Annotated in this window: 19 protein-coding genes, 4 tRNA genes and 1 pseudogene; 21 read left to right on the forward strand and 3 right to left on the reverse strand. The window is 65.2% G+C overall.

Annotated features, from left to right (window positions below; all coding sequences use genetic code 11):
• Positions 1-57: 57 nt before the first annotated feature.
• Entirely contained in the window at positions 58-936 is an 879-nt protein-coding gene (locus ACIP21_RS01625) for a LysR family transcriptional regulator (protein ID WP_400683184.1), read from the reverse strand.
• Between the two features lie 131 nt (positions 937-1,067).
• On the opposite strand from ACIP21_RS01625, the gene leuC reads away from it, so the two are divergent.
• The 21 genes and pseudogenes from leuC to ACIP21_RS01730 all read left to right on the forward strand — a co-directional run bounded on the left by leuC (position 1,068) and on the right by ACIP21_RS01730 (position 20,607).
• Positions 1,068-2,501 (forward strand): 3-isopropylmalate dehydratase large subunit, encoded by a 1,434-nt coding sequence (gene leuC / locus ACIP21_RS01630; RefSeq protein ID WP_400683186.1) that lies wholly within the window; start codon positions 1,068-1,070, stop codon positions 2,499-2,501.
• Entirely contained in the window at positions 2,498-3,142 is a 645-nt protein-coding gene (gene leuD, locus ACIP21_RS01635) for a 3-isopropylmalate dehydratase small subunit (protein ID WP_400683188.1), read from the forward strand. The genes leuC and leuD overlap by 4 nt, the downstream gene beginning before the upstream one ends.
• Before the next feature lie 159 nt (positions 3,143-3,301).
• Positions 3,302-3,400, forward strand: a pseudogene (locus ACIP21_RS01640) (SAM-dependent methyltransferase); the annotation flags it as partial.
• A gap of 54 nt (positions 3,401-3,454) precedes the next feature.
• Entirely contained in the window at positions 3,455-4,537 is a 1,083-nt protein-coding gene (gene leuB, locus ACIP21_RS01645; RefSeq protein WP_400683191.1) for a 3-isopropylmalate dehydrogenase, read from the forward strand.
• 62 nt (positions 4,538-4,599) lie between these two features.
• The gene (asd, locus tag ACIP21_RS01650; protein WP_400683193.1) at positions 4,600-5,712 is read left to right on the forward strand and encodes an aspartate-semialdehyde dehydrogenase; all 1,113 of its coding nucleotides are present in this window, start codon (positions 4,600-4,602) and stop codon (positions 5,710-5,712) included.
• A gap of 205 nt (positions 5,713-5,917) precedes the next feature.
• Positions 5,918-6,922, forward strand: a complete 1,005-nt coding sequence (locus ACIP21_RS01655; RefSeq protein WP_400683196.1) for an aspartate-semialdehyde dehydrogenase — start codon at positions 5,918-5,920, stop codon at positions 6,920-6,922.
• A gap of 72 nt (positions 6,923-6,994) precedes the next feature.
• A complete protein-coding gene (locus ACIP21_RS01660) occupies positions 6,995-9,760 on the forward strand; it encodes a FimV/HubP family polar landmark protein (RefSeq protein WP_400683199.1) in 2,766 nt (921 codons plus the stop codon).
• Between the two features lie 148 nt (positions 9,761-9,908).
• Positions 9,909-10,769, forward strand: coding sequence for a tRNA pseudouridine(38-40) synthase TruA (gene truA, locus ACIP21_RS01665; RefSeq protein ID WP_400683201.1), 861 nt, complete (start codon positions 9,909-9,911; stop codon positions 10,767-10,769).
• 61 nt (positions 10,770-10,830) lie between these two features.
• Entirely contained in the window at positions 10,831-11,451 is a 621-nt protein-coding gene (locus tag ACIP21_RS01670) for a phosphoribosylanthranilate isomerase (RefSeq protein ID WP_400683204.1), read from the forward strand.
• Positions 11,452-11,673: 222 nt separating this feature from the next.
• Positions 11,674-12,567, forward strand: coding sequence for an acetyl-CoA carboxylase, carboxyltransferase subunit beta (gene accD / locus ACIP21_RS01675; protein WP_400683206.1), 894 nt, complete (start codon positions 11,674-11,676; stop codon positions 12,565-12,567).
• Entirely contained in the window at positions 12,567-13,853 is a 1,287-nt protein-coding gene (gene folC / locus ACIP21_RS01680) for a bifunctional tetrahydrofolate synthase/dihydrofolate synthase (protein ID WP_400683208.1), read from the forward strand. Before accD ends, folC begins: the two co-directional genes overlap by 1 nt.
• A gap of 4 nt (positions 13,854-13,857) precedes the next feature.
• Positions 13,858-14,523, forward strand: a complete 666-nt coding sequence (locus ACIP21_RS01685; RefSeq protein WP_400683211.1) for an SPOR domain-containing protein — start codon at positions 13,858-13,860, stop codon at positions 14,521-14,523.
• 249 nt (positions 14,524-14,772) lie between these two features.
• Positions 14,773-15,330, forward strand: a complete 558-nt coding sequence (locus ACIP21_RS01690) for a CvpA family protein (RefSeq protein WP_400683213.1) — start codon at positions 14,773-14,775, stop codon at positions 15,328-15,330.
• A 42-nt stretch (positions 15,331-15,372) separates the two neighbouring features.
• The gene (gene purF / locus ACIP21_RS01695) at positions 15,373-16,878 is read left to right on the forward strand and encodes an amidophosphoribosyltransferase (protein ID WP_400683216.1); all 1,506 of its coding nucleotides are present in this window, start codon (positions 15,373-15,375) and stop codon (positions 16,876-16,878) included.
• A 16-nt stretch (positions 16,879-16,894) separates the two neighbouring features.
• Positions 16,895-18,106, forward strand: a complete 1,212-nt coding sequence (locus ACIP21_RS01700; RefSeq protein ID WP_400683218.1) for an O-succinylhomoserine sulfhydrylase — start codon at positions 16,895-16,897, stop codon at positions 18,104-18,106.
• On the forward strand, positions 18,106-18,876 hold the full coding sequence (locus tag ACIP21_RS01705) for an SDR family oxidoreductase (protein ID WP_400683221.1): 771 nt from the start codon (positions 18,106-18,108) through the stop codon (positions 18,874-18,876). The genes ACIP21_RS01700 and ACIP21_RS01705 overlap by 1 nt, the downstream gene beginning before the upstream one ends.
• Before the next feature lie 148 nt (positions 18,877-19,024).
• Positions 19,025-19,100 (forward strand) — tRNA-Val (locus tag ACIP21_RS01710).
• 67 nt (positions 19,101-19,167) lie between these two features.
• Positions 19,168-19,244: transfer RNA gene (locus tag ACIP21_RS01715), tRNA-Asp, on the forward strand.
• Between the two features lie 99 nt (positions 19,245-19,343).
• Positions 19,344-19,420 (forward strand) — tRNA-Asp (locus tag ACIP21_RS01720).
• A gap of 140 nt (positions 19,421-19,560) precedes the next feature.
• Positions 19,561-19,637 (forward strand) — tRNA-Asp (locus tag ACIP21_RS01725).
• Positions 19,638-19,827: 190 nt separating this feature from the next.
• The gene (locus tag ACIP21_RS01730) at positions 19,828-20,607 is read left to right on the forward strand and encodes a DUF2242 domain-containing protein (protein ID WP_400683223.1); all 780 of its coding nucleotides are present in this window, start codon (positions 19,828-19,830) and stop codon (positions 20,605-20,607) included.
• Positions 20,608-21,000: 393 nt separating this feature from the next.
• On the opposite strand, the gene ACIP21_RS01735 is transcribed toward ACIP21_RS01730, so the two are convergent.
• Both ACIP21_RS01735 and ACIP21_RS01740 read right to left on the reverse strand, forming a co-directional pair.
• Positions 21,001-22,041, reverse strand: a complete 1,041-nt coding sequence (locus ACIP21_RS01735) for an AraC family transcriptional regulator (protein WP_400683225.1) — start codon at positions 22,039-22,041, stop codon at positions 21,001-21,003.
• Between the two features lie 4 nt (positions 22,042-22,045).
• Entirely contained in the window at positions 22,046-23,164 is a 1,119-nt protein-coding gene (locus ACIP21_RS01740; RefSeq protein ID WP_400684276.1) for a nitrilase-related carbon-nitrogen hydrolase, read from the reverse strand.
• Positions 23,165-23,196 lie beyond the last annotated feature (32 nt).

Genomic DNA, 23,196 nt, shown 5'->3' on the forward strand with positions numbered 1-23,196 from the left:
ACCAGACCTTTGGCGTATGACGCGTCCTTGAGTTGGAAATGCCGAGCTGACGACCGGTCAGGCGGACCCTGCGTGGCTGTCGAGCAGGGCCATGAAGGCCCTGGCCGCATTCGATAGCGTTCGCTCCGTGTGCAGAATGTAGCCTAGCTGGCGCGACAGCTGTATGCCGGGCAAAACGATGGATGCAACCTGGTCGTCGAGCATGGTGCGCGGCAGCACGCTCCAGGCCAGGCCGATCGATACCATCATCTTGATGGTTTCCAGGTAGTTGGTGCTCATGGCGATGTTCGGCGTCAGGCCCTGGCTCTCGAACAGGCGCTGGACGATATGGTGGGTGAAGGTGTTGCCGCCGGGGAACACCGCCGGGTGGCGGGCGACATCGGCCAGGCTGACCGCGTGGTTGCTGGCCAGCGGGTGCTCCGGCGCGGCGACGAAATCCAGGGCGTCGTCCCATACCGGTATCGCCCGGACCAGGTGGTGGGGTTCGGGGGCGAGGGTGATAACCGCGATTTCGGCGCGGCCATGGAGTATCTCGTCGTAGGCCTGTTCCGAATCCATGAACTGAATATCCAGCGCCACGGCGGGGTACTGGCGGGTAAATGCCCGTAAGAGCGGGGGCAGGCGGTGCAGGCCGATGTGGTGGCTGGTGGCCAGGGTCAGGCGACCGCTCACCTCCCCCGTCAAATTGCTCAGCGCCCGTCGGGTATCATCGAGGACGTTGAGTATCTGATAGGCACGGGGCAGCAGGGCGCGGCCGGCCTCGGTCAGCTTCACCTCGCGGCCCAGGCGGTCGAACAGGCGCACGTCCAGCTGCTGCTCGAGGCCGGCGATGCGTTTGCTGATGGCCGGCTGGGTCAGGAACAGGCGTTCGCCGGCCCCGGAAAAGCTACCGGTTTCGGCGATGGCGATGAAGGCACTAAGGTTAGCCAGGTCCACGGCTTTGCATTCCTTTTGGTTATCCAAAGCATGAAAATTATGAATTTGAGTTATTCAATCTAACCCCATAGCATCGTCCGTACAAGCCAAGGGGTCTTTGGCATAGAAAGACGCTGATGAGGAACAGTCTGATGGCTGGCAAAACGCTCTACGACAAACTCTGGGAAGCCCATGAGGTCAAGCGCCGTGATGACGGCTCGTCCTTGATCTACATCGACCGCCATATCATCCACGAGGTGACCTCGCCCCAGGCCTTCGAAGGCCTGCGCCTGGCCAAGCGCAAGCCGTGGCGCATCGATGCCAACATCGCCACCCCGGACCACAACGTGCCGACCACGCCGGAGCGCAAGGGCGGTATCGAGGCGATCGTCGACCAGGTCTCGCGTCTCCAGGTGCAGACCCTCGACGAGAACTGTGACGAATACGGCATCGTCGAATTCAAGATGAACGACGAGCGCCAGGGCATCGTCCACGTCATCAGCCCGGAGCAGGGCGCCACCTTGCCAGGCATGACCGTGGTCTGCGGCGACTCGCACACCTCGACCCACGGCGCCTTCGGAGCCTTGGCCCACGGCATCGGTACCTCCGAGGTCGAGCATGTGCTCGCCACCCAGTGCCTGGTCGCCAAGAAGATGAAGAACATGCTGGTGCGCGTCGAAGGCCAGTTGCCTGCCGGCGTCACCGCCAAGGACATCGTCCTCGCCGTGATCGGCAAGATCGGCACCGCCGGTGGCAACGGCCATGCCATGGAATTCGCCGGCAGCGCCATCCGCGCATTGTCGATGGAAGGCCGCATGACCATCTGCAACATGTCCATCGAGGCCGGTGCTCGTGTCGGCCTGGTGGCCACTGACGCCACCACCGTCGCCTACGTCGAAGGCCGCCCCTATGCGCCGAAGGGCGAGAACTGGACGCGTGCCGTCGAAGCCTGGAAAGACCTGGTATCCGATGACGATGCCGTGTTCGACACCGTGGTCGAGCTCGACGCCGCGCAGATCAAGCCGCAGGTCAGCTGGGGCACTTCCCCGGAGATGGTCCTCGCCGTCGACCAGCGCGTGCCGGACCCGGCCGCCGAGGCCGACCTGATCAAGCGTGGCTCGATCGAACGTGCGCTCAAGTACATGGGCCTGACCGCCAACCAGGCGATCACCGATATCCAGCTCGACCGCGTGTTCATCGGCTCGTGCACCAACTCGCGGATCGAAGACCTGCGCGCCGCGGCGGACATCGCCAAGGGCCGCAAGGTGGCCGCCAGCGTCAAGCAGGCCATCGTCGTGCCGGGCTCCGGCCTGGTCAAGGCCCAGGCCGAGCGTGAAGGCCTGGACAAGATCTTCCTCGAGGCCGGCTTCGAATGGCGTGAGCCTGGCTGCTCGATGTGCCTGGCGATGAACCCGGACCGCCTGGAGAGCGGCGAGCACTGCGCGTCCACCTCCAACCGCAACTTCGAAGGCCGTCAGGGCGCCGGTGGCCGTACCCACCTGGTCAGCCCGGCCATGGCCGCCGCCGCCGCGGTAGCCGGCCACTTCATCGATGTCCGCGAGTTGATCCAAGGGAGCGCAGCATGAAAGCCTTTACCCAGCACACCGGCCTTGTCGCGCCGTTGGACCGTGCCAACGTCGACACCGACCAGATCATCCCCAAGCAGTTCCTGAAGTCGATCAAGCGCACCGGTTTCGGCCCCAATCTGTTCGACGAATGGCGTTACCTGGACGTCGGCCAGCCGTATCAGGACAACAGCAAGCGCCCGCTGAACCAGGAGTTCGTGCTCAACCACGCACGCTACCAGGGTGCGAGCGTGTTGCTGGCGCGGGAAAACTTCGGCTGCGGTTCGAGCCGTGAGCACGCCCCGTGGGCGCTGGACGAATACGGCTTCCGTAGCGTGATCGCGCCAAGCTTTGCCGACATCTTCTTCAATAACAGCTTCAAGAACGGCTTGCTGCCGATCATCCTCAGCGATGAGGAAGTCGACGAGCTGTTCCAGCAGGTGGAAGCCAACCCGGGCTACCAGCTGACCATCGACCTGCAGGCGCAGGCGGTGACTCGCCCGGACGGCAAGGTGCTGCACTTCGAGATCGACGCGTTCCGCAAGCACTGCCTGCTCAACGGGCTGGACGACATCGGCCTGACCTTGCAGGACAGCGACGCGATCAAGGCCTTCGAAGGCAAGCACCGCGCCGGGCAGCCCTGGCTGTTCCGCGATGCCTGAGGTTCGTCGCTGGCAGTGCCGGCCTCTTCGCGGGTGAACCCGCTCCCACAGGAACATCATCAGCCCCGAGGGCAGCGCTGTACCTGTGGGAGCGGGTTCACCCGCGAAAGGGCCGGAACAGGCTTGCGGTGCTGGTCATGTCGCGGCCTGGGCAAATAATTGCAGCGAGCCATGGGCGAAGAAGTACGGCAGTATTACCAGATCGAAGCCGATGGCTCGTTCAGTACCGATGTGCTGGTGCTGTGGGCCGAGCGTTGAGAACGTTTCGGTGGGGCCCGCTTGGCCGCACCGTGTGAATGGATAGAGGAAAGCATGAGCAAGCAGATTCTGATTCTCCCAGGTGATGGCATCGGCCCGGAAATCATGGCCGAAGCGGTCAAGGTACTGGAACTGGCCAACGACAAGTTCCAGCTCGGTTTCAGCCTGGAGCACGACGTGATCGGTGGCGCTGCCATCGACAAGCACGGTGTGCCGCTGGCAGACGAGACCCTGGAGCGCGCCCGCAAGGCCGACGCCGTGCTGCTGGGCGCCGTGGGCGGCCCGAAGTGGGACAAGATCGAGCGTGACATCCGCCCGGAGCGCGGCCTGCTGAAGATCCGTTCGCAACTGGGCCTGTTCGCCAACCTGCGCCCGGCCATCCTCTACCCGCAACTGGCCGACGCGTCGTCGCTCAAGCCGGAAATCGTCGCCGGCCTGGACATCCTCATCGTCCGTGAGCTGACCGGCGGCATCTACTTCGGTGCCCCGCGTGGTCAGCGCGAGCTGGAAGGCGGCGAGCGCCAGGCCTACGACACCCTGCCGTACAGCGAAAGCGAAGTGCGCCGCATCGCCCGTGTCGGCTTCGACATGGCGCGCGTGCGCGGCAAGAAGCTGTGCTCGGTGGACAAGGCCAACGTCCTCGCCTCCAGCCAGCTGTGGCGCGAAGTGGTCGAAGACGTGGCCAAGGACTACCCGGATGTCGAGCTGAGCCACATGTACGTCGACAACGCGGCCATGCAGCTGGTGCGCGCGCCGAAGCAGTTCGACGTGATGGTGACCGACAACATGTTCGGCGACATCCTGTCGGATGAAGCGTCCATGCTCACCGGCTCCATCGGCATGCTCCCTTCGGCCTCGCTGGACGCCGACAACAAGGGCATGTACGAGCCTTGCCACGGCTCGGCACCGGACATCGCAGGCCTGGGCATCGCCAACCCGTTGGCGACTATCCTTTCGGTATCGATGATGCTGCGTTACAGCTTCAACCAGTCGGTTGCCGCCGAGGCGATCGAGCGGGCGGTGAGCCTGGTGCTGGACCAGGGCCTGCGCACCGGTGACATCTTCTCCGAGGGTTGCCGCAAGGTCGGTACGCAGGAAATGGGCGACGCAGTAGTCGCGGCCCTGCGGAATCTGTAATCTCTCTGGCCCGCCACCAAAATTGAGGGTGGCGGCCCACTTTTAGCAAAGGTGTAGTTGCGATGAAACGTGTAGGTCTGATCGGTTGGCGCGGCATGGTCGGTTCCGTGCTCATGCAGCGGATGCTGGAGGAGCAGGACTTCGACCTTATCGAGCCGGTGTTCTTCACCACCTCCAACGTGGGTGGCCAGGGTCCGAACGTGGGCAAGGATATTGCTCCGCTCAAGGACGCTTATTCGATTGAAGAGCTCAAGACCCTCGACGTGATCCTGACCTGCCAGGGCGGCGACTACACCAACGAGGTGTTCCCCAAGCTGCGTGAGGCCGGCTGGCAGGGCTACTGGATCGATGCCGCTTCGTCCCTGCGCATGCAGGACGACGCCGTGATCGTTCTCGACCCGGTCAACCGCAAGGTCATCGACCAGCAGCTCGATGCTGGCACCAAGAACTACATCGGTGGCAACTGCACCGTCAGCCTTATGCTGATGGGCCTGGGTGGCCTGTTCGAAGCCGGTCTGGTCGAGTGGATGAGCGCCATGACCTACCAGGCGGCCTCCGGTGCCGGTGCGCAGAACATGCGCGAGCTGATCAAGCAGATGGGCGCCACCCACGCTGCCGTCGCCGAAGACCTGGCCAACCCGGCCAGCGCCATCCTCGACATCGACCGCAAGGTCGCCGAAACCATGCGTGGCGAAGGCTTCCCGACCGAGAACTTCGGCGTACCGCTGGCCGGCAGCCTGATCCCGTGGATCGACAAGGAACTGCCGAACGGCCAGAGCCGCGAAGAGTGGAAGGCCCAGGCCGAGACCAACAAGATCCTTGGCCGCTTCAAGAGCCCGATTCCGGTCGATGGTATCTGCGTGCGCATCGGCGCCATGCGTTGCCACAGCCAGGCGCTGACCATCAAGCTGAACAAGGACGTGCCACTGGCCGACATCGAAGGCATGATCAGCCAGCACAACCCTTGGGTGAAACTGGTGCCGAACCAGCGCGAGATCAGCATGCAGGAGCTGACTCCGACCAAGGTTACCGGTACCTTGAACATCCCGGTTGGCCGTTTGCGCAAGCTGAACATGGGTTCGCAGTACCTGGGTGCCTTCACCGTGGGTGACCAGCTGCTGTGGGGCGCGGCCGAACCGCTGCGCCGCATGCTGCGGATCCTGCTGGAGCGTTGATCGCTGCGGCTTTACCGAAAACCCGCGCTGGTGACAGTGCGGGTTTTTTATTTCCCGTGCTGGCCTCTTCGCGGGTAAACCCGCTCCTACAGGACAGCGCTCTACCTGTGGGAGCGGGCTTGCCCGCGAAGAGGCCAGCACAGACAAACGCCTACAATCCAAGTAAAGTGCCGCCCCCCGCCGTTTCAGCAAAAGGATCCCTTCAATGACCACCCCCCTGGACATCGCCGTCGTCGGCGCCACCGGCAGCGTCGGTGAAACCCTCGTACAGATCCTCGAAGAGCTGAACTTCCCGGTCGGCACCCTGCACCTGCTGGCCAGCATGGAATCGGCGGGCAGCAGCGTGATGTTCGCCGGCAAGAAACTCAAGGTGCGCGAGGTCGACAGCTTCGATTTCGCCCAGGTCAAGCTGGCCTTCTTCGCCGCCAGCCCGGCCGTCAGCCGCAGCTTCGCCAGCAAGGCCGAGCAGGCCGGCTGCAGCATCATCGACCTGTCCGGCGGCCTGGACGATGCCCTGCCGGTGGTGCCGGAAGCCAACGCCGACAGCCTTGCCGGCATCAAGTTGCCAGCGCGCCTGGCCAGCCCCAGCTCTGCTGCCGTTGCCGTGGCCGTTGCCCTGGCGCCGTTGCAGGGGCTGCTGGATATCGAACGGGTACAGGTCATGGCCGCACTGGCGGTATCCGCCCAGGGCCGCGAAGCGGTCAACGAGCTGGCCCGGCAGACCGCCGAGCTGCTCAATGCCCGCCCCCTGGAGCCGCGCTTCTTCGATCGGCAGGTGGCCTTCAACCTGCTGGCCCAGGTCGGCGCCGCCGATGAGCAGGGCCATACCGCCGTTGAGCGCCGCCTGGTTCGCGAGTTGCCCGTGCTGTTGGGCCAGCCGGAACTGAAGATTTCCGTGAGCTGCGTTCAAGTCCCGGTGTTTTTCGGCGATAGCTTCAGTGTGGCGGTGCAGAGCCGCCGCCCGGTCGATCTCGCGCAGGTCAATCAACGGTTGAACCAGGCTGAAAGTATCGATTTGGTGGAGAACGACGATTATCCGACCCCGGTTGGTGACGCAGTGGGCCAAGACGTGGTCTATGTTGGTCGTGTACGTCATGGAATTGATGAAGATCAGCAGCTTAACCTGTGGTTGACCACCGACAATGTGCGCAAGGGGGCCGCGCTCAATGCCGTGCAGCTGGCACAATTGTTGATTAAAGACATGCTGTAAAAGATACTGGCGAGCACTTTTGTCCTACACCTCGCGCAGGTTTTTGGGACGATTCTTACAAGGGAAGAGGTCATGCTTCGAATTCGCAAACTGGTTCTGGCCATGGCGGCAGCGTCGGCGCTGTCGTCGGGCATGGCGAATGCCCTGGGGTTGGGTGAGCTGACATTGAAGTCGGCGCAGAACCAACCGCTGGATGCCGAGATCGAGCTGCTCGATGTCCGCGACCTCTCCGCCGCCGAAGTGGCGCCGAGCCTGGCTACACCGGAAGAGTTCAGCAAGGCCGGGGTGGCCTATCCCACCTATCTTGAGGATCTCAAGTTCACCCCGGTGATCAACCCCAACGGCAAGAGCGTGCTGCGGGTCACCTCCAGCCAGCCGCTGCCGGGCACGGTGGTCAAGTTCCTGGTCCAGGTGATGTGGCCCCAGGGCCGCCTGCTGCGGGACTACAGCGTGCTGCTCGACCAGGCCCAGGCCCAGGGTCAGCAGCCGGCTGCCGGCAACGTCAATCCGGCCACCAGCAGCGCCGCCAGCTACACCACCAAACGCCGTGACACCCTGTGGCAGATCGCCGCGCGCAATACCCAGGGCGGCGGTTCGGTGCAGCAGACCATGATCGCCATCCAGGCGCTGAACCCGGATGCCTTCATCGGCAACAACATCAACCAGCTGAAGGTTGGCCAGGTCTTGCGCCTGCCCGACCAGCAGCAGATCCAGAGCGTCCCGCGGCCCGAGGCCAATCGCGAAGTGGCCGAGCAGTATTCGGCCTGGCGTGAAGGCCGTCGCCTGGGGCCGCGTGCGCGGCAACTCGATGCCACCCGCCGTGGTGCTGCCGATGCAGCGCCCGAACGTATCGCCCAGGGTGACAACCTGCGCCTGGTCAGCCCGGGCAACCAGGCCGCCGGCGGCTCTGCCAAGGCGCTCAATGACAAGCTGGCCGTGGCCCAGGAAAGCCTGGACACCAGCCGTCGTGACAACGATGAGCTGAAGAGCCGCATGACCGACCTGCAGAGCCAGCTGGACAAGCTGCAGAAGCTGATCGAGCTCAAGAACGACCAGTTGGCACGCCTGGAGGCCCAGGGCGCTGCCGCCGACGCCCCGCCTGCCACCAGCCTGCCTGGCGAGCCGACGCCGACGCCAGCCCAGCCGCCGGCCGACACGGCGGCTCCGCCTGCCCCGGCAGAGCCGGTGGTGACCCCGGCGCCCGCCGCCGTCGACACCGCTCCGGTTGCGCCAGCCGAGCCGGCCCCTGTAGAGCCGCAACCAGGTGCGCTGGACGGGTTGCTGGGCAACCCGGTGGTGCTCGGCCTGATCGCCGGTTCCGCATTCCTGGTGCTGCTGCTTCTGCTGCTGTTGCTGGCGCGCAAGCGCAAGGCCCAGCAAGAGGCTGAAAAGCACCTGCGCATGGCCCAGGCGTTGAGCGAAGAGGGCGAGCGCAACCCGGACCTGGACATGCCGTCGAGCAGCTTCGACGAGCTGGAAGTGTCGTCGCCGAGCGTGACCCTGTCGCCTGCCGTGGTAGCGGCGTCGGCCGCTGCCGCGGTCGCCGCTGAAAAGCCCCAGCCGTCGGCCGCCGTGGTTGCGCCAGAGCCTGAGCCTGAGCCCGAACCTGTACAGGACCCCAACGCCGCGTTGCTGGCCGAAGTCGACGAGAGCCTGGCGCGTGGCCGCCTGAATCATGCCGCCGACCTGCTGGAGGCCGCAGTCGCGGCGCAGCCGGAAGACGACGCCCTGCGCCTGAAGCTGATGGATGTCTACGCCCGCCAGGGCGACCACAGCGCCTTCGTCGAGCAGGAGCGCAAGCTGCCGGCCAGCGAAAGCAACACCGCCCAGGTCGAGGACCTCAAGGCGCGCTACCCGGCCATGGTCGGTGTCGCGGTCGCGGCGGCTGCAGGCGTGGGCGCCGCGGCGCTGGCTGCGGAACTGGACGAGCAGTATGTGCAGGAGCTGCTGCAGGAACAGCCTGAGCCGCCCGCGGTGGCTGAAGCCGAGCCTGAGCCACTGGTCGAGCCCGAGCAGGCGCTCGAACCTGAGCCTGTGGTCGAGGCTGAAGCCGAATCGATGTCGGAGGCTGAGCTCGAAGCAGCTGCCGAGGCGTTCAGCGAAACCTCGGTACTCGCCGAGAGCGAGCTGGACAGTGCCTTCGACCTGAGCCTGGGCGATGACTTGCCCGTGGACGATCATCTCGAGCCGCCAGTGCTGGAAGAGGCCGACCTGAACGATCTGCAGGCCGATGTCGAGCCGGTTGCCGCCGCCGAACCGCAAACCGATGCCGATGACGACTTCGAAGCCCTGCTGGCCCAGGCCCAGGCGCCAGTCGAGCCTGAGTCACCGAGCCTCGACGATCTGGCTGACTTCGACCTGGACGTTGGCGAGCCTGTCGCAGCGGCTGCCGCCGAGGAAGAGCCGGTGGATGTCGCCGCCGAACTCGCGGCCTTCGATGCCATGCCGGAATTCGATCCGATTTCCGAGCTGGAGCTGCCGGAGGACTTCGACCTGTCGTTGTCGCTGGATGACGACTCGCCTGCGGCCAAGCGCTTCGCCTCGGAACTGGACGATGTCAACGCCGAGCTCGACAAGTTGTCGCAGAATCTCGAGTCGCCGTCGCTGGAGCCGCACTTCACCGCCGAAGACGCCGCCGCCGAGCCAGCGCCACTGGACGACCTGGACTTCGACTTCTTCTCCGGTGCCGACGAAGTGGCGACCAAGCTCGACCTGGCACGGGCCTACATCGACATGGGCGACCACCAGGGGGCCCGTGACATCCTCGACGAAGTGGTCAGGGATGGCGATGAAGGCCAGCGCTCGGAAGCCGAGGAGATGCTCACCCGCCTGGTCTGAGGCGAGCAGGTCAGGAAGGCAACGCCTGACCTGTGGGAGCGGGTTTACCCGCGAAGAGGTCCTCAGGTTCCGTACAAAACCAACGGCAGCCCAACACGGCTGCCGTTGTCGTTATAATCCCCGCCATTGCGTACCAGCCACAGGTTTCATGCTCTTGGACATCATCGATACCGCCGCCACCGAATCGGCCGCCGAAGGCTTCACCCGCATCGCCCTGGGCGTGGAATACAAAGGTTCGCGCTACCGCGGCTGGCAGCGCCAGGCCAGTGGCGTGCCCAGCGTCCAGCAGGCGCTCGAGCAGGCGCTGTCGAAAGTGGCCGACGAACCGATCAGCGTCCTCTGCGCCGGGCGCACCGATGCCGGCGTGCACGGCTGTGGCCAAGTCGTGCATTTCGACACCCGCGCCGTGCGCGACGAGCGTGCCTGGACCCTGGGCACCAACTTCAACCTGCCCCACGACATCAGCGTGGTCTGGTCGCGGCCGATGCCGGCGGACTTCCATGCGCGCTTCAAGGCCTGTGCCCGGCGCTACCGCTACGTCATCTACAACGACCCGATCCGCCCGGCGCACCTGGCCGAGGAAGTGACCTGGAACCACCGGCCACTGGATGTCGAGCGCATGGCCCAGGCCGCGCAGTACCTGCTCGGCACCCACGACTTCAGCGCCTTCCGCGCCAGCCAGTGCCAGGCCAAGTCGCCGATCAAGCACCTCTATCACCTGCGCGTGACCCGCCATGGCCAGATGATCGTGCTCGACGTGCGCGCCACCGCCTTCCTGCACCACATGGTGCGCAACATCGCCGGCGTGCTGATGACCATCGGTGCCGGCGAGCGCCCGGTGGAGTGGGCCCGCGAGGTGCTGGAGGGGCGCGACCGTCGTCACGGCGGCGTCACCGCGCATCCTTACGGCCTGTACCTGGTGCAGGTGGAATACCCCGACGAGTTCCAGTTGCCGCAGCGTTACATCGGCCCACACTTTTTGACCGGCTACGAAGCGCTGGCCGACTGACGCGCCGGAGGTCATTTGCTACCATCGGGCCTTTCACACGATCACTCAAGGTTTGCCGTCCATGAGCAACGTTCGCAGCAAGATCTGCGGTATTACCCGCGTCGAGGACGCCTTGGCTGCGGTCGAGGCGGGCGCCGATGCCATCGGCTTCGTCTTCTATGCCAAGAGCCCGCGTGCCGTGGACGTGCGCCAGGCGCGGGCGATCATCGCCGAACTGCCGCCGTTCGTGAGCACCGTCGGCCTGTTCGTCAACGCCTCGCGCTGTGAGCTGAACGAGATCCTCGAAGTGGTCCCGCTCGACCTGCTACAGTTCCACGGCGACGAAACCCCGGCCGACTGCGAGGGCTATCATCGTCCCTGGATCAAGGCCCTGCGCGTGCGCCCGGGGGATGACCTGGAGGCGGCCTGCCAACGGTATGCCGGTGCTCAGGGCATTCTCCTCGATACCTATGTGGCCGGCGTGCCCGGTGGCACCGGCGAGGCCTTCGACTGGTCGCTGGTGCCGGCGCGGCTGAGCAAACCGATCATCCTCGCCGGTGGGCTGTCGGCCGACAATGTCGCCCAGGCCATCGCCCAGGTGCGGCCATACGCGGTGGATGTCAGCGGCGGGGTCGAGCAGGCCAAGGGCATCAAGGATGCGGCAAAGATCGAAGCCTTCATGCGTGCGGTGAAACAGGCGTGATGGCAGATGTGACGGCTGGCGGCGCGCCATCGTCCATAGGTTTCGCAGCCCTGCGGGGCGGCCCGCGGCCCGCCGCGTGGCCTTTGCACAGATTGAAGACGGCGCGGTACGCAGGCAGCCCCTGTGGCCGGGCCGTCATCGTTTCATAGAAGAATTTGAGCTCAAGGGCAGGGCATGGCCGGCCAGTCCGGTCCCCGTCCGCCAATACTGGAGAAAGAAAGCATGAGCAACTGGTTAGTCGACAAACTGATCCCATCGATCATGCGTTCCGAGGTGAAGAAGAGCTCGGTGCCGGAAGGCCTGTGGCACAAGTGCCCAGCCTGCGAGGCCGTGCTGTATCGTCCGGAGCTGGAAAAGACCCTGGATGTCTGCCCCAAGTGCAACCATCACATGCGCATCGGCGCACGTGCCCGCATCGACATCTTCCTCGATCCGGAAGGCCGCGCCGAGCTGGGCGCCGACCTGGAGCCGGTCGACCGCCTGAAGTTCCGTGACGGCAAGAAGTACAAGGACCGCCTGGTCGGCGCGCAGAAGCAGACCGGCGAGAAGGACGCGCTGATTTCCATGAGCGGTACCCTGATGGGCATGCCGATCGTGGTCAGTGCCTTCGAGTTCTCGTTCATGGGCGGTTCCATGGGCGCCATCGTCGGCGAGCGCTTCGTGCGCGCCGCCAACTACGCCCTGGAGCACCGTTGCCCGATGATCTGCTTCTCCGCCTCCGGCGGTGCGCGCATGCAGGAAGCTTTGATCTCGCTGATGCAGATGGCCAAGACCTCGGCCGTGCTGGCACGCTTGCGCGAAGAAGGCATTCCGTTCATCTCGGTGCTGACCGACCCGGTCTACGGCGGCGTATCCGCCAGCCTGGCGATGCTCGGCGACGTCATCGTCGGTGAGCCGAAGGCGCTGATCGGCTTCGCCGGCCCGCGCGTGATCGAGCAGACCGTGCGCGAAAAACTGCCGGAAGGCTTCCAGCGCAGCGAGTTCCTGCTGGAGCACGGCGCCATCGACCTGATCATCTCCCGCGGCGAACTGCGCCCGCGCCTGGCTCGTCTGCTGGCGCAGATGACCGGCCAGCAAACCCCTGAGCAGGCCCGTGAGGACGCTGCGGTCGCGTGATGAAACAACGATCCCTGGGCGAGTGGCTCGCCTACCTCGAGCAGTTGCACCCTTCGGCCATCGACATGGGCCTGGAGCGGTCGCAGAAGGTGCTTGCCCGGCTGGCGCTGGGCAAGCTGGCACCGCGAGTGGTTACCGTGACCGGCACCAACGGCAAGGGTTCGACCTGCGCCTTCGTGGCGTCGTTGTTGCGTGCCCAGGGGCTCAAGGTGGGCGTGTACAGCTCGCCCCACCTGCTGCGCTACAACGAACGGGTGCTGATCGATGGCCAGGAAGCCAGCGATGAGCGCCTGTGCGATGCCTTCGCCGCCGTCGAGGCGGCGCGGGGCGAGATTTCCCTGACCTACTTCGAGATGGGCACGCTGGCGGCGTTCTGGTTGTTCCAGCAGTCGCAGCTCGATGCCGTGGTGCTCGAAGTGGGCCTTGGTGGCCGCCTGGACACCGTGAACGTGGTGGATGCCGACCTGGCCCTGGTGACCAGCATCGGTGTCGACCATGTCGATTACCTGGGCGACACCCGCGAATTGGTGGCCTTCGAGAAGGCCGGCATCTTCCGTGCGGGCAAGCCGGCGCTGTGCGGCGACCTGGACCCGCCTCAGCCGCTGCTGGACAAGGCCGCCGAACTGGCCGCGCCGCTGTTCCTGCGCGGCCGTGACTTCGACCTGGCCTGGGCTGAAGGCAGCTGGAACTGGCGCGGCACCACAGCCGAGGGGCAGCGGGTGGAATTGCGCGATCTGCCATTGCTCGACCTGCCGATGGAAAACGCCACCCTGGCCCTGCAGGCCTACCTGCTGATGGGCCTGCCGTGGGATGCCGGGCAGGTCCGCCAGGCGCTGCTCGATACCCGTATCACCGGCCGCCTGGACCGTCGTCAGGTGGTCTGGCAGGGCAGGGCGGTGGAGTTGCTGCTGGATGTCGGGCACAACCCGCACGCCGCCGAGTACCTGGCCCGCCGCCTGGCAGCACGGCCGCTCGTGGGGCGTCGCCTGGCGGTGTTCGGGCTGCTCGCCGACAAGGACCTGGCGGGCGTGCTCGCACCGTTGCAGGGGCTGGTCGACGACTGGGCGGTCACGCCCCTGGATACCCCGCGCAGCCGCCCGGCTGCCGAGCTGGCTGCTGCCTTGACGAACCTCGGCGCGGCGGTGAAGTCTTACGCCAGCGTCGGCGCCGCCCTCGAAGGGCAATGCGCGCAGGCGACGGCGGATGACCAGATCCTGCTGTTCGGTTCGTTTTTCTGTGTCGCCCAGGCCCTGGAATGGCTGGAGCGGCAGGCCCTGGAGGGGTGACTAGATGGCAGTGCTGGACAAAGGGATGAAGCAGCGCATGGTCGGTGCGCTGGTGCTGGTGGCGCTGGCGGTGATCTTCCTGCCGATGCTGTTCACCCGCGAGGACGAGATGCGCCAGGTGCGTGTCGAGGCGCCACAGGCGCCGGCCATGCCGAGCCTGCCGGAAGTGAAGGTGGAGCCGGTGGCGGTGCCTGAGCCTCAGCCGCTGCCGGAAGAGCCGCAACAGCCGCAGCCGGTAGTGCAGCCTCAGCAGCCGCCGGTGGTGGTCAATGAGTCCACCCGGCCGGTCACCGCGCCGAGCCAGCCAATCACGCCCTCACCGCAGACCCAGGCGCAACCTCGGCCGCAGACGCCGGTGCCTGCGCCCGCCGTCAAGGCGGCGACGCCTGCGGCTGCGGCAACCGCGCCGTCGAAGATCGACGTCAACGGCCTGCCGGTGAGTTGGACGATCCAGCTGGCCAGCCTGTCCAACCGGGCCGGCGCCGAAAACCTTCAGAAGACCCTGCGCAGCCAGGGTTACAACGCCTACATCCGCTCGGCCGGCGGCATGAACCGGGTGTATGTCGGGCCGCTGATCGAGCGTGCCGAGGCTGACAAGCTCAAGGATGCGATCAACCGCCAGCAGAAGCTCAACGGCTTCGTGACGCGCTTCCAGCCCGAAAAAGGCTGAACCCGCCGCGCTTTCGCGATGTGTAGGAGCGGCCTTGTGTCGCGAAAGGGGCGCGAAGCGGCCCCAGGATCTCAGCAAAAACGCACGAATTGCCGGGGCTGCTTCGCAGCCCTTTCGCGACGCAAGGCCGCTCCTACAAAGGGCAGCGCAGGCCTGAAAACCTGACCCGCCGATCCACCTGACATTCCGCTTACTCCCGGCCTTTCGCTCTGGTAAAATGCGCCGCCTCAAACGTCTGCAGGCAGCACCGTGGCCTTTACCCTGGTTGATTGGGCGATCATCGCGATCATCGCCGTCTCCACACTGATCAGTCTCAAGCGCGGCTTCGTCAAGGAAGCCTTGTCCCTGCTCATCTGGATCGTCGCAGGGGCGGTCGCCTGGATGTTCGGTGGGTCGCTTTCGGTGTACCTTGAAAGCTATATCCAGACGCCGTCGATGCGTACCATCGCCGGTTGCGCCATTCTTTTCGTCGCCACCTTGCTGGTAGGCGCCATGCTCAATTTCCTCATCGGCGAGCTGATCCGCGTGACCGGGCTGTCCGGCACCGATCGTTTCCTCGGCATGGCCTTCGGCGCCGCGCGCGGGGGCTTGCTGGTGGTGGTGGCGGTCGGCCTGCTCAGCCTGGGGCCGGTGCAGCAAGACACCTGGTGGCAGGAGTCGCGCCTGATACCACAGTTTCTATTGGTCGCTGACTGGTCGAAAAACCTGATCCTGGGTTTCACCGGTCAGTGGGCTCCCAGTGGGGTGATCAGCGCTCCGGCTGATCTTCCATTCAAGGAGCAGTTGCTCGGGCCATCCAAGCCCTGAGCGCTGTTCGTTCCAGTTTCATCAAAGTAGGGGTTGCGTCGCATGTGTGGCATCGTCGGTATCGTCGGTAAGTCGAACGTCAATCAGGCGCTGTATGACGCGCTTACGGTCCTCCAGCACCGCGGCCAGGACGCTGCCGGTATCGTCACCAGCCACGACGGCCGGTTGTTCCTGCGCAAGGATAATGGCCTGGTGCGCGACGTCTTCCAGCAGCGTCACATGCAGCGCCTGGTGGGCAGCATCGGCATCGGCCACGTGCGCTACCCGACTGCGGGCAGCTCGACCTCGGCCGAGGCCCAGCCGTTCTACGTCAACTCGCCGTACGGCATCACCCTGGCGCACAACGGCAACCTGACCAACGTCGAGCAGTTGGCCAAGGAGATCTACGAGTCCGACCTGCGCCACGTCAACACCAACTCCGACTCGGAAGTGCTGCTGAACGTGTTCGCCCACGAGCTGGCCGTGCGCGGCAAGCTGCAGCCGACCGAAGAAGACGTGTTCGCTGCCGTTTCCCACGTGCACAGCCGCTGTGTCGGTGGCTACGCCGTGGTGGCGATGATCACCGGCTACGGCATCGTCGGCTTCCGTGACCCGAACGGCATCCGCCCGGTGGTGTTCGGCCAGCGCCACACCGACGAAGGCGTGGAGTACATGATCGCCTCGGAAAGCGTCGCCCTGGACGTGCTCGGCTTCACCCTGATCCGCGACCTGGCGCCGGGCGAAGCGGTGTACATCACCGAGGAAGGCCAGCTGTTCACCAAGCAGTGCGCCGAGGCGCCGAAGCTGCAGCCATGCATCTTCGAGCACGTCTACCTGGCCCGCCCGGACTCGATCATCGACGGCATCTCGGTGTACAAGGCGCGTCTGCGCATGGGTGAGAAGCTCGCCGACAAGATCATGCGCGAGCGCCCCGAGCACGACATCGACGTGGTCATCCCGATCCCGGACACCAGCCGTACCGCCGCGCTCGAGCTGGCCAACCGCCTGGGCGTGAAGTTCCGCGAAGGCTTCGTCAAGAACCGCTACATCGGCCGCACCTTCATCATGCCTGGCCAGGCCGCGCGCAAGAAATCGGTGCGCCAGAAGCTCAACGCCATCGAGCTGGAATTCCGCGGCAAGAACGTGATGCTGGTGGATGACTCGATCGTGCGCGGCACCACCTGCAAGCAGATCATCCAGATGGCCCGCGAAGCCGGCGCCAAGAACGTCTACTTCTGCTCCGCGGCCCCTGCGGTACGCTACCCCAACGTCTACGGCATCGACATGCCGAGTGTCCACGAGCTGATCGCCCACAACCGTACCACCGACCAGGTGGCCGAGTTGATCGGCGCCGACTGGCTGGTCTACCAGGACCTGCCTGACCTGATCGATTCGGTCGGTGGCGGCAAGATCAAGATCGATCACTTCGATTGCGCGGTGTTCAACGGTGAATACGTCACCGGCGACATCGACGAAGCCTACCTCGAGCGCATCGAGCAGGCCCGTAACGACCTGGCCAAGGTCAAGAACCAGGCGGTCAGCGCGATCATCGACCTCTACAACAACTGATTTAGGGAGCGACGGCATGACGGATCAATGGGATGCCGGGCGACTGGACAGTGACCTCGAGGGTGTCGGTTTCGACACCCTGGCGGTGCGCGCCGGTCAACACCGTACCGCCGAGGGCGAGCACAGCGAAGCGCTGTTCCTGACCTCCAGCTATGTGTTCCGCACGGCAGCCGATGCTGCCGCGCGCTTTGCCGGTGAAACGCCGGGCAACGTCTACTCGCGCTACACCAACCCCTCCGTGCGCGTCTTCGAAGAGCGCCTGGCGGCCATGGAAGGTGCCGAGCAGGCCGTGGGCACCTCCACCGGCATGGCGGCGATCCTCGCCGTGGTCATGTCGCTGTGCAGTGCCGGCGACCATGTGCTGGTGTCGCAGAGCGTGTTTGGCTCGACCATCAGCCTGTTCGAGAAGTACTTCAAGCGCTTCGGCGTGCAGGTCGACTACGTGCCGCTGGTCGACCTCAGCGGCTGGGAAAAGGCCATCAAGGCCAACACCAAGCTGCTGATCGTCGAGTCGCCGTCCAACCCGTTGGCCGAACTGGTCGACATCGGCGCGCTGGCCGAGATCGCCCACGCCCGTGGTGCCATGCTGGTGGTGGACAACTGCTTCAGCACCCCGGCCTTGCAGCAGCCGCTGAAGCTGGGTGCCGACATCGTGTTCCACTCGGCCACCAAGTTCATCGACGGCCAGGGCCGCTGCATGGGTGGCGTGGTCGCCGGCCGTGCCGAGCAGATGAAAGAGGTGGTGGGCTTCCTGCGTACTGCCGGGCCGACCCTCAGCCCGTTCAACGCCTGGATCTTCACCAAGGGCCTGGAGACCCTCAAGCTGCGCATGCGTGCGCACTGCGAGAGCGCCCAGGTGCTGGCCGAATGGCTGGAGCAGCAGGATGGCGTGGAGAAGGTGCATTACGCCGGCCTGCCGAGCCACCCGCAGCACGAGCTGGCCAAGCGCCAGATGAGCGGCTTTGGTGCGGTGGTCAGCTTCGAGGTCAAGGGTGGCAAGGAGGGCGCCTGGCGCTTCATCGACGCCACCCGGGTGATCTCGATCACCACCAATCTCGGCGACAGCAAGACCACCATCGCCCACCCGGCCACCACCTCCCACGGCCGCCTGTCGCCGCAGGAGCGTGAGGCCGCCGGTATCCGCGACAGCCTGATCCGGGTTGCCGTGGGCCTGGAAGACGTGGCCGACCTGCAGGCGGACCTCGCCCGTGGGCTGGCGGCGCTGTGATGGAAATCAAAGGCAGCGCACCGGGCCATAACGGCCGGGTTGCCCTGGTCACCGGTGCCGCGCGCGGCATCGGCCTGGGTATCGCTGCCTGGCTGATCTGCGAAGGTTGGCAGGTGGTGCTCAGCGACCTCGACCGCCCGCGTGGCACCAAGGTGGCCAAGGCCCTGGGCGACAACGCCTGGTTCATCACCATGGACGTGGCCGACGAGGCCCAGGTCAGTGCCGGGGTTTCCCAGGTGCTCGGCCAGTTCGGCCGGCTCGATGCGCTGGTGTGCAACGCGGCGATCGCCAACCCGCACAACCAGACGCTGGAAAGCCTGAGCCTGGCGCAGTGGAACCGGGTGCTGGGGGTCAACCTCAACGGCCCGATGCTGCTGGCCAAGCACTGTGCGCCGTACCTGCGCGCGCACAATGGCGCCATCGTCAACCTGACCTCGACCCGTGCCCGGCAATCCGAGCCGGACACCGAGGCCTACGCGGCGAGCAAGGGCGGCCTGGTGGCCTTGACCCACGCCCTGGCCATGAGCCTGGGGCCGGAGATTCGCGTCAATGCAGTGAGCCCGGGCTGGATCGACGCCCGTGACCCGTCGCAACGGCGTGCCGAGCCGCTGAGCGAGGCCGACCATGCCCAGCATCCGACGGGCAGGGTCGGCACCGTGGAAGATGTCGCGGCCATGGTCGCCTGGTTGTTGTCGCGCCAGGCCGGGTTCGTTACCGGTCAGGAGTTCGTGGTCGATGGCGGCATGACCCGCAAGATGATCTACACCTGAGCGTGACGCTGTCAGGGAAGGGGACCGAAAGGTCCCTTTTCCGTTTTTGCCTTTTTTGAAAAAAATTCAATGGGGCTATTGACTTAGCATCGGCACCTGCGTAAATTTCGCGGCCTCAGCGAAGCAAACGCAACAAGCAACATCGCGAGGGTGATTAGCTCAGCCGGGAGAGCATCTGCCTTACAAGCAGAGGGTCGGCGGTTCGATCCCGTCATCACCCACCACTTCCTGAGAATGTTTCTGGTGCTGGATGCTTCTGATGAAGCGGATAGCCGGAGAGAAACGCACTGCGCAGCGGTAGTTCAGTCGGTTAGAATACCGGCCTGTCACGCCGGGGGTCGCGGGTTCGAGTCCCGTCCGCTGCGCCATTTTTCAGTACCAGATGGGTGCCTGGCACCGGTCTGAAGCAGAAGGCCTAAAGGCCTGAAGCTGACCCAGTTTCAATCGGGCGCAAGCCTGAACGATACGCAGCGGTAGTTCAGTCGGTTAGAATACCGGCCTGTCACGCCGGGGGTCGCGGGTTCGAGTCCCGTCCGCTGCGCCATCTTCGTTTCAAGGTCCCTAGAACGCCTTGAAGCACACACAAGAGAAGCGATCGAATGTCGCTTTTTTTGTGCCTGCCCCGAGGCCCTCGTGCCACAAGGGTAGACCCAGGTTTCAATCGGGCGAAAGCCTGAATGATACGCAGCGGTAGTTCAGTCGGTTAGAATACCGGCCTGTCACGCCGGGGGTCGCGGGTTCGAGTCCCGTCCGCTGCGCCATCTTCGCCTCGAAGCCCCTTGAACGCTTCGCGGCTTCGATAAAGCGACCTTCGGGTCGCTTTTTTCGTTTCTGCGCCCGCGCGTGGCCAGATTTACACGATCCTGACGAACTCTTCACCCATCAGCGGTTCCTGTGCCCGCCCGCTGTGTTGCACAATAGGCACCTTTCTCGACATCACCGGAATTCGCAATGACCAGATCATCCGTCTTTGGTGCGCTCGGGCTGGCCCTGGTGCTGGCGGGCGTGACCGGTTGCTCTTCGAAAAAACCCGCCGTCTACGAGCACGAGAACTTCGACGACTCGGGTACCTATTCGCGCAGCTTCCCGGTGACCGATGCCGGCTCCTGCGAGGCGGCCCGCCGTGCGCTGCTCAGCCAGGGCTACATCATCACCAGCAGCGGTTCCAACCAGGTGATGGGCAACAAGAGCTTCCAGCAGAACAGCGAGAACCACCTGCAGATCAGCTTCAACGTGACCTGCGCGCCTGACGTCAATGACGACCAGCGCTCGACCATGTTCGCCAATGCCCTGCAGGACCGCTACAGCCTGAAGAAGTCCAATTCATCGGCCAGCCTGGGGGTAGGGGTGCTCGGTTCGGTGTCGATGCCGATCGGCTCCAGTGACGACTCCATGGTCAAGGTAGCCAGCGAGACGGTGACCGCGGCGCAGTTCTACGATCGCTATTTCGCCCTGGTCGAGAGCTATCTGCCCAAGCCGAAGAAAGTGGCCAAGGCCAAGGTCGAGGCGCCTGCGCCGAAGCCAGAGAAGCCAGCGCCGGATCTGGGCTTGCCGGAGCAGGCCGCAGCGACGCCGCCAGCACCGGCTGCAGCGCCCGCCAGTGAAGCCGTGGCGGCACCTGTGGTGGATGACAGCCAGAGCTCGCAGCCGGTGGCACCGCCCGCGGAAGCTGCGCCGATCCAGGTGCAGCAGGATGCGCAGCCTGCCGAGGCTGCGCCTTCCTCGCTCTGAATCTTCGCCTGTGCCGGCCCTTTCGCGGGTGAACCCGCTCCCACAGGTACCGTGCAAGCCTCAGGCCTGAGGTATCCCTGTGGCTCCCACAGGTAACCTGCAAGCCTCTGGCCTGTAGTGCCCTTGTGGGAGCGGGTTTACCCGCGAAGGGGCCGGGACAGGTTAAATGCGCTGTTACAGATGGCCGGCGATAACTTCCTGAACACCTGCTACGTTTACCACTCATAAGCTTGTCATCATTCCTTCATCCGCCACGCTTAGGTTGAAGGCATGACCAACGAAGACAAATGAGAAAAGAGGACGCAGGGCTATGGATGACTATCAGGAAGAGCTGCTCGAGTTTCAGGCCTATGAGCTGGACCCGCCGGAACCGGCAGAAGACGCCACCGAGCTTTAACCCACTCGCCGCTGGCTGCGGCGAAACTCCCCCGGCGTAACACCTGTCCAGCGCTTGAACGCGCGCTGGAAGGCTTCAGCCGAGGCAAACCCCAACAGATAGGCGATCTCGCCAAAGGCCAGCTCCGTGTCGCGGATGTAAGCCTCGGCCAGGTCGCGACGCGTGTCGTTGAGCAGGTCGCGAAAGCGCGTGCCTTCCTCGGCCAGCTTGCGCCGCAGGGTCCAGCTGGGCATCTGCAGGTGCAGAGCCACTTCCTCCAGGTCCGGTTCACGGCCGCCGTTGAGCAGCGGGCCGAGCAGGTGCGTAATGCGCTCGCCCAGGCTGCGTACCCGCGTGCGCTGGAGCATTTGCGCCTCGCACAGCTGCAGCAGGTGCTGCCAGGTGCTCGGGCAGTGCTGCGGGTTGGCCAGCGCCAGGGTGGCGCGGCTCAGGCGCAGTTGGTTGCCACCGGCAGCGAACTGCACGGTACCGCTGCACAGGGGTTGATATTGCGCGGCGTACTCGGGGGCCTCGAATTCGATCTCCAGGCGCTCGGCCTGCAACCGCGTGCCAGCCAACCCCGACAGTTGTGCCAGCCAGCCGCTCAGCAGCGAATCGACCACGAAGCGGTTGTAGGCGTTGTACGGGCTGATCGAGTAGAAGCGCAGCCAGGCCCCCTGGGCATCTTCCAGAAAGCTTGAATGGCCCCGGTAGTTGGCGGCATACAACGGCCCGAAACGCAGCAGGGTGCGAGCCGCTTCGCCCAGCGTGGGGGCCTGGGCGGCGGTGACGCCCGCCAGGCCTGCCTGGGCCAGGCGGCTGAGGCGGCCCATGCGCAGGCCCAGGGCCTGCTCGCCGCAGAGGGCGATGGCGGCATGCCCCAGGTGCATGTAGCGAGGAATCGACAGTCGCGCGTCCGGTTCGGCCAGGCGTATGGCGTCCAGCCCGTAACGCTCCAGCAGCGGCAGCGGGTCGTGGCCCAGTTCGTCGAGGGCTTCGGCCAGCGGCTGGACGAAGCCGACCGAAAGATCGCCCAGGCGCACGCGGGGGCGCGTCATCGCGCTACAACCACAGGTTCAGCAAGCGCGCGCCCTGGCTGGGCGGGCCGGCCAGCAGTTCGCCGGCCTGGTGGGCAAAGCCCTGGCCGTCGCTGCCCAGTTCCCAGAACTGACCACGCATGAACACGCTCATGCTGCTGGCGCCTGCGCCAGTGCCTTGCGTGAGACGTTGCCAGGCGCTCTGTTCGCTGACCTCGCCACGCTGCAGACCCAGATCGGCGGCGGCATCCTGATGGCGGTTACCGCGCCAGGGACTCTGCCAGCTGCCCTTGCCACTGAGGAACGCCGGGTTGGCGATCAGTTGCACCTGCTGTTGCTGCAACTGGCGCACATTCTCGGGGTACCAGCTGTCGCTGCCGATCAACACGCCCAGGCGACCGGCCGGGGTCTGCACGACCTGAAGGGGGAAGTGCCTGCCGTGATGGATGTAGCGGCGCACTTCACTGTCGGGGTATTGCTGACGCTGGGGCTGGCCCAGCAGCGCGCCATCGGCGCCGAACACCAGGCTGCTGTTGTACAGCGGGCCGCGGCCGATGTGCAGCACGCCCTGTTCCACGTAGGGGGCTGGCAGCACGATCGAACCGGCCACCAGGGTCACGCCGAATTCCTTGGCCAGGCCGCCGAACAGTTGCTGGTAATCGCTGGCCATCTGCTGGGCCTTCATGCGCAGGTGGGCGTCGGCGCGGCGGTCGTCGCCGCGGGCCGCGAGCATCGCCAGGCCATAGCGCAGCGGGTTGCTCAGCTCCAGCCACTGCTCGGCTTCACGGCTTTGGGTAACCTGGTAGAGCTCGCGCTTCTCGCCCCTGGCCCACAGCCAGGTGCCGATGTGCTCAGGCAGCACCACCACCGTTCGCGGCCCTACCAGGCCTTGGGCGCGGGCCTGTTCCAGATAGGCCGAGAGCTTGCGGTGCAGGCGCTGCAGGTTCTGGTAGTCGCTGGGAAACAGCAGCGGTTCGACGCCCAGCAAGTTGCCGTGTTGACCCGGCACGCCGTGGTTGAGCGCCAACTCCACGCGCAGGTCGGAAAGGTAGTGGCCTTCCGGACGCTGCAACGTCCAGAAGCCATAGCCGCAGAGGGCGGCGATCGTCACCAGCGCCAGGGCGCCTGCCAGGAGTTTGCGCATCAAGCGGTACAGCGCCTTGGAAATTGGAAGTT

Source organism: Pseudomonas sp. NPDC089401, from assembly GCF_044749485.1.
Lineage (GTDB): Bacteria > Pseudomonadota > Gammaproteobacteria > Pseudomonadales > Pseudomonadaceae > Aquipseudomonas.